Here is a 7,034-nt window from a genome sequence, read left to right on the forward strand (position 1 = left end):
TGTCAGAGCGTGGAGGAGGGAGTGGCAGAACTGTCCGACATGGATAATGGCGATGAACTGGAGGAGTTCACAGAGGAAGATATCTTTATCAACAGTATCCTCAAGAGCAAGCTCCGGAGTATTGTCATGATAGGACACATAGACAAGTGCTTGAAGCTCCTGGAGGATGAGGAGTGTCGGAAGAATACGCATGAGAAGTATCTGGCATTCAAGTATTTCTATCTGGATGGGATGACATACGAAAGTATTGCAGAGATTTACGGATATGGAGAGCGGACAGCCAGGCGGTGGATAACGGAACTTACGGGAATTCTTAGTGTATATCTCTTTGGGGCTGATGCCCTCATGCTGGATTAGATACTTGACAGGAGCGTGTCAAAATCGTGTCCTTGTCATGTCCGGTTGGACGATTTATAATTGTAATATGCAAAATTGGATGAAGCGGAAAGCTGATTGGTTTTGCATCCTCCCCATTTAAGCAACGGCCGCCAGGTGTTACACCCTGGTGGCTGATTCGCTGACATTCGACTGCGGCATAAAGTACTGCTGAATATGTCAGCATGGCGTACTGGAGCATCGGGTATCCAGATGCTGGGTACTTAGATGCAGGTACGCATTAACGGAACATAACTCAGTGGCAGAGTGGCGGCCTTATAAGCCGCAGGTCCCTTGTTCGATTCAAGGTGTTCCGATGATTGTGGGGAAGCGTTTTTATAAAAAGGGCATCCTTAGCGGGTGTCCTTTTTATATTCATTTTTCATTTCCTGGCGCCTGAAACTTAGGGCGTCCGGGACCTCCTTCACGGAGAGGATAGCCAGATAGGAAGGTGAGGTGATGGCAAACAATGAAAACCTAAATGGACATGGTTTCCATGAGCGAACAGCGAGTGAACAGCGAGAAATAGCAATTGCAGGCGGTAAGGCATCTGGGGAATCCAGGAGACGAAAGGCCGCCATGAGAGACACAATGAACCGGCTTTTGACTATGAAAGTTGAGGTTGAAGGCCTGTCTGATATATTGCGCGCTGATGGGGGCGAAAGCACCTATGAGGAGATTATTACTATGGCCATGATTGAAAAGGCCATGCGCGGGGATGTGAAGGCTTTCATGGCTATCAAGGACGTGTTGGGGCAGACTTCCAAATCCGAGACGGACCTTGAGGAGCAGAGAGTACGTATGGCAGCCTCCAAGGCCAGGATGGGTGTCGATGACGAGGAAGAACAGGAAGATGATGGATTCCTAGATGCGTTGAAAAGTACTGTTGAGGATGACTGGACTGACGACGAAATGGAGGAGGGCTGGTCTGATGAAGAGGAAGGAGAAACGGCCGGTATTTAAGTTTAAGCCGTTTTCAAAAAAGCAGAGGAAGGTTCTTAACTGGTGGATGGACAACAGCCCGGTCAAGGATTATGACGGCATCATAGCAGATGGAGCCATCCGTTCCGGGAAAACAGTTGCCATGTCCCTGGCATTCATATTCTGGGCCATGTCTATGTTTGATGGCCAGAACTTCATCATGGCCGGTAAGACAATTAGTTCCTTCCAGCGTAATGTACTAACCAACCTCAAGACCATGTTGCGGAGCCGGGGATACAGATGCATACACCATCTTTCTGGAGAGACCCCCAATATGCTGGAGGTTACCCGGAAGGGGGTTACCAATTACTTTTATATCTTTGGAGGTAAGGACGAGGGCTCCCAGGAGCTGGTGCAGGGCATTACGGCAGCCGGTGCCTTTTTCGATGAGGTGGCGTTGATGCCGGAATCCTTCGTCAATCAGGCTACAGGCCGATGCTCTGTGAAGGGAAGTAAGTTCTGGTTCAATTGCAATCCGGCTGGGCCGATGCATTGGTTTAAGGTTGGATGGATTGACCGGGCAATTGGATTCATTGGGCAGAGAAGGGCCGGGGAATTGCAGGAGAAGGGACAGGAAGTTAAACGGTTGCTATACCTGCATTTCACAATGGATGATAACTTATCCCTGGATGAGGAGATTAAGGAGAGATACCGGAGCATGTACACTGGTGTCTTTTTTTTACGTTATATCCGAGGGTTATGGGCTGTAGCTGAGGGCCTGATATATACCATGTTTATAAAGTCCAACATCTATAATGATGAGACCCGACCAAAAGGACTGGAATATTTGAGCGTCCGGACAGTAACATTGGACTACGGGACTACTAACCCGTGTGTGTACCTGGACATTTACGATGATGGAGATATCATTTGGGTGGACCGGGAATACCGGTGGGACAGTCGCGTGGAGAAGGTCCAGAAAACGGACAGCCAATATGGTGATGATATGGTGGAGTTCATGGGGAGCAATCCTGACCTGATGGCTGACATCATAGCTGACCCATCGGCAGCCAGCTTCATCACAGAACTGCGCGGTCGGGGCTATGTCGTGAAACCGGCTGAGAATGATGTGGAGGACGGCATCAGGGCTGTGTCATCCATGCTGTATCGTGGGAAGATACGAATACATGAGAGATGCACAGGTCTGATTACAGAGATGCGGTCATATGTCTGGGATGACAAGGCCAGGGAGCGCGGAGAAGAGAAACCTGTAAAGCAGATGGACCATGGACCGGATGCATTGCGATATTATATTTTCACGAAGTTACCGGAATGGAGGATAGGGATAAAATGATGGAAGTGTTTAGGGTAATTTCAAAAAATAGGAGCAATCGCCCTGTTCCTTTATTATGACATCAAGGCATTAAAATGTCATAATAAACGAGAAACAATAGAAGCAATTTATTTCTTGGCATGGGCGATTATCATGTATATAGCAGCAATTTATAGATAAGGGGAGTGATAAGAGATGTCAAAACGCAGGAACACCCGTCATGTGCGGGCAGACACAAAGCAGGCGCCCGTCACAACGATGGATGCCTTTTCTAATCCAATAGCGCGGCTGGGATACGGCACACAGGACCTACTGCAGGCCACGCAATACCCACTTACCCGTATGACCCAGAATTACCAGCTGCTGACCAGCCTGTATAGGGAGAACTGGATTGTCCAGAACATCATTGAGACGATACCGGGAGACATGGTCCGTAAGTGGTATACCATACAAAGCAATGTCGCCCCTGAATACATAGATGCCATGCAGCGGCTAGAACGCAAGGTGCACCTGCGCAAATCCCTCCTTGAAGGGATGTACTGGGGCAGACTGTATGGAGGCGCGGCTGGTATCATTATGATACGCGGTCAGGATGACCTTTCCTTGCCATTGGACTATGGCCTGGTACTTCCAGGATGCTTTCTGGGGCTCATGATACTGGACAGATGGAGCGGCATCTATCCGGAATTGGGACAGGTGACGGACCCATCGGACCAGGACTTCGGTCTCCCGGAATACTATACCATCCGGGATGAAGAGAGCGGCACGCTCATATCCAGGGTACACCATAGCAGGGTACTGCGTTTTGCTGGCCGGGAATTGCCTTACAACGAGAAAATCGCAGAGAATTACTGGGGAGAGTCAGAGCTTGAAGCCATTTACAATGAACTGGTAAAGCGGGACAATGTATCCGCTAACATAGCATCCCTGACCTTCCGGGCCAATGTTAACTACATGGAAACAGACAGCCTGGACCAGATGCTTGCAACCAGCAATGCGGAGGCACAGCGCCGGTTCTGGCACACCCTCCAGGCCCAGAGCGTGATTGAAAGCAACTTCGGTACGCGCCTGGTTAACAAGGGTGATGTCATGCATAACACCCAGTATACATTCACGGGACTTCCGGAAGTATATGACAGGGTGATGATGGATGTGGCCGGGGCGGCAAAGACTCCCGTCACGAAATTGTTTGGACGGTCACCAGCTGGCATGAACGCCACGGGCGAGAGCGATATGAACAACTATTATGATTATATAGATGGTCTGCGTGAGAACCAGTTACGTCCAATTCTAGAGCGTCTACTTCCAATCATGGCCCTGTCAGCCTGGGGGATTGTTCCAGATGACTTGGGCATTGACTTCCCACCACTTCAGACCCCGGATTCAAACGAGGTTGCGGATATTGTAGAGAAAAAGACGCAGGCGATATTGGCATCCTATCAAAGCGACCTGATTGACGCTGCTACGGCCCTGAAGGAACTTAAGGCGCTGGCTGATGAGACCAGTATGTATAATACCATATCGGATGAGGCCATCGAGCAGGCGAAGGGCAGGACATACTCAGATTACAAGGTCATGCAGGACCCTATGGCAGGACTGACGCTTCCAAGTACGTTTGGGGAAGAGGTGGTTGAATAATGCCAAATCTTATAAGGCCTCCGGATAAACAGGATGCGACAAGGTTTCTGCGTATGCTGTTCTTACGTACTGAGCGGCGTCTGATAGCTGAAATCAATCGGAAACGTATGCAGGGGTATGTGGACTATGCGGAAGTAGCGGCTCTGAAGCGCACCCAGCAAATCCTTCAGGAGATGGTGGACGAGAGCTGGAACTATGTGCCGACAATGATAGAGTCCATCTTCTACCGGTCCGAGGCCGCGGCTAATGGGTATGCCAATGCGGCAGGGCTCACAGCCACGCAGATGGGGATTGTAGAGCAGCTGTCCAATAATCTGATTGGAGAGATAGTGGAAGCATCCACCATGGCGCAGAAGACAATGGAGGAAGTATTCCTGGTCGGAAAACGGCAGGAGGGAACATTACGGAATGCAGCCTTACAGGCAGTGGCAGAACAACAGGCAGCAGGTCATGGGACCAGTAAAGCAGCGTCCAGCATGGTCCAGGAGTTGGAGCGCAATGGGATAACATCCTTCGTGGATAAGTCAGGACGAAAATGGTCTTTGCAGGACTATTGTAACATGGCAACCCGGGCAACTGCCAGGCAAGCTGAGGTATCAGCCATCCTGACAGCGGACCCAGAGCATGACCTGTATAAGATTGTGAAGATTGGCAGCACCTGTCCGGTATGCGCCCCTTTGGAAGGCCGGGTGTACAGCCGTTCTGGGGATAATCCAGATTATCCGGCTTTGGCAAAGGCTTTTGGGAAGGTAGACCCAAATGGACCGGATGACCTAAGCAATACATACCTTAACATCCATCCAAACTGCCTGCATTCCCTGGTCAAGTATACAACCATGGGTAAAACGGATAAGCAGATTCAGAAGGACAAGGACTTCTCCAGCTTTGAAAAAAACCCGATTACAGTGGACCCACGAACCAAGAAGCAGATTGCGGCATATAAAGAGAAGGTAAGGAACCGACAGAAGCTGTTAAATGATTACAAGCAGTATAATCGGTATCGAAAGGTATGTGGTAATGACATGCCGAAAACCTTTGAAAAGTTCAGGGACATGAAGTATAATGAATCTGTAAAATGGAAGGAAACGCAGGCCATTTACCGGAAATCAAATGCATATGGAAAGATCATTGCAAAAGAACCGGAAATCACTGCTGATTTGACCAAGATATCAAATGATACAGGGGTGTCTATGATTGGACTGGAGCACCGTGTAAAAACGAAGGATTCCTTCCTGCGCAAGGTGGGAACAGACAGCAATCATAGCCTGGATGCACAAGCCATTACGGACACTATTAACTCCACAAATGATGTAATCCGGTATACCTACCAGGATAATCCACTGAACCTAACAAATGCATATGTAAATGTCACGGATGCAATGAAGGCAAAAGGATATAAGGTGGTAAGGGTGAGAAATACCTGGCTGGATAAACGGTCTGCATATAAAGGCGTTAACTGCATATTCCAAGCTCCTTCTGGTCAGAAATTTGAGATACAGTTTCATACACCAGAAAGTTTCCAGGTTAAAGATGGCCCGATGCATAAACTGTATGAGGAGGCCAGGAAGGACACCACGACACCCGAGAGAAGGGCAGAACTGAACAAAAAGATGTTTGAGCTATCTGCGCAGTTAGAAGTGCCGGTAAATATTGACCGGATTAAGTAGGAGGTCATATGAAAGATTTCTATTTTGTTTATGGTTATGATGGTAAAAAGAAAAAGGCCAATCGTCTGTATCGCTTCCTGAACGGTAATTTTGAACGGTATGACAAGCGGTTGAGAAAGTGGATTCCTGCGCCAGAGCAGTCTTGCATTTTCATCGGAGAGGATTGGGAGTATGATGAGGTATCCCCTGAAGATGCGGAAAAAATAAAAGAGATGTTGATTGTGTAATGCTATCGGTCAGGCGCTGGTAGCATTTTTGTTGCGATATCGCAACAGGAAGGAACTGAATAAGATGTTTGCATATTATGGCTATACGATAAGCCCCAACCAGATGGAAACGGTTGAGGGCTTTTTAATTTGCCGCAATGTGCCTATAGCCAGAACTGGCGAGATGGAGTACCTGGAAAGCGAGTTGAAACAGGACGGGGATATTTCCAAGATGGTGAAGGTATACCGTTCACCGGATGAGGTCTTTTCAGAAGCGGCCTTATCCAGTTTTGAGGGTAAGCCAATCACGGATGAACATCCGCCTGAACTTCTCACACCGGACAACTGTACCCAGTATGCCAGAGGGCACGCCCAGAACATCCGGAAGGGAGAAGGGGAATGGGAGGGACATGTGATAGCGGACCTGCACATCCAGGATGAGGAATTAATCCGGGCGGTTCAGGGCGGTAAGCGGGAAATAAGCTGCGGATATGAGTGCAGCTACACGGAAAATGAGGATGGGACCTATTCGCAGCATGATATCCGGGGGAACCATATCGCCGTGGTGACACGGGGAAGGGCCGGGAAGCATGTTGCGATTTTAGATTCAAAGAAAAAGGTAGAGGCCGTGAAAAGGCCGGAAAGGAATGGGAAGATGAAGAAGAACAGTTTATTTTTCAAGTGGTTTGCCCAGGCGGCTAAGGATGCATCACCGGAAGAGCTGGAAACGATGGCGGCAGATGCGGCAGCGGCAATGGATGAGGGTGCGGCGCCACAGGAACCTCCTGCAGTGCCTGTACACAAAGAGGAGCCGCCGAAAGAAGGCGCGCAGGATTCATCCAGCCTTGACGGGAAACTGGATATGCTGATGGATATGATAAAGGGACTGGCAGG

At 49.0% G+C, this 7,034-nt stretch carries 7 protein-coding genes and 1 tRNA gene; all 8 read left to right on the forward strand.

Annotated features, from left to right (window positions below; all coding sequences use genetic code 11):
- On the forward strand, positions 1-357 hold a 357-nt coding region (locus tag G614_RS31810; RefSeq protein WP_027643789.1), incomplete at its 5' end, for a helix-turn-helix domain-containing protein.
- 263 nt (positions 358-620) lie between these two features.
- A tRNA-Ile gene (locus tag G614_RS0123085) sits at positions 621-692 on the forward strand.
- Between the two features lie 142 nt (positions 693-834).
- A complete protein-coding gene (locus G614_RS29425; RefSeq protein ID WP_049948105.1) occupies positions 835-1,338 on the forward strand; it encodes a hypothetical protein in 504 nt (167 codons plus the stop codon).
- Positions 1,307-2,650 (forward strand): PBSX family phage terminase large subunit, encoded by a 1,344-nt coding sequence (locus G614_RS0123100; RefSeq protein WP_044918678.1) that lies wholly within the window; start codon positions 1,307-1,309, stop codon positions 2,648-2,650. The genes G614_RS29425 and G614_RS0123100 overlap by 32 nt, the downstream gene beginning before the upstream one ends.
- Positions 2,651-2,824: 174 nt before the next feature.
- Positions 2,825-4,267: a DUF1073 domain-containing protein gene (locus tag G614_RS0123105; RefSeq protein ID WP_027643791.1), complete on the forward strand. Its 1,443-nt coding sequence runs from the start codon at positions 2,825-2,827 to the stop codon at positions 4,265-4,267.
- Positions 4,267-5,934 carry a phage minor capsid protein gene (locus G614_RS28720; RefSeq protein ID WP_049948106.1) on the forward strand — a complete coding sequence of 556 codons (1,668 nt, stop codon included), beginning with the start codon at positions 4,267-4,269 and terminating at the stop codon, positions 5,932-5,934. Before G614_RS0123105 ends, G614_RS28720 begins: the two co-directional genes overlap by 1 nt.
- 8 nt (positions 5,935-5,942) lie before the next feature.
- Positions 5,943-6,161, forward strand: a complete 219-nt coding sequence (locus G614_RS0123115; protein ID WP_027643792.1) for a hypothetical protein — start codon at positions 5,943-5,945, stop codon at positions 6,159-6,161.
- Positions 6,162-6,225: 64 nt separating this feature from the next.
- Positions 6,226-7,034, forward strand: an 809-nt coding sequence (locus tag G614_RS28725; protein WP_155245130.1) for a DUF2213 domain-containing protein, incomplete at its 3' end; no start/stop codon positions are given.

This window comes from [Clostridium] clostridioforme AGR2157 (assembly GCF_000424325.1).
GTDB lineage: Bacteria > Bacillota > Clostridia > Lachnospirales > Lachnospiraceae > Enterocloster > Enterocloster clostridioformis_A.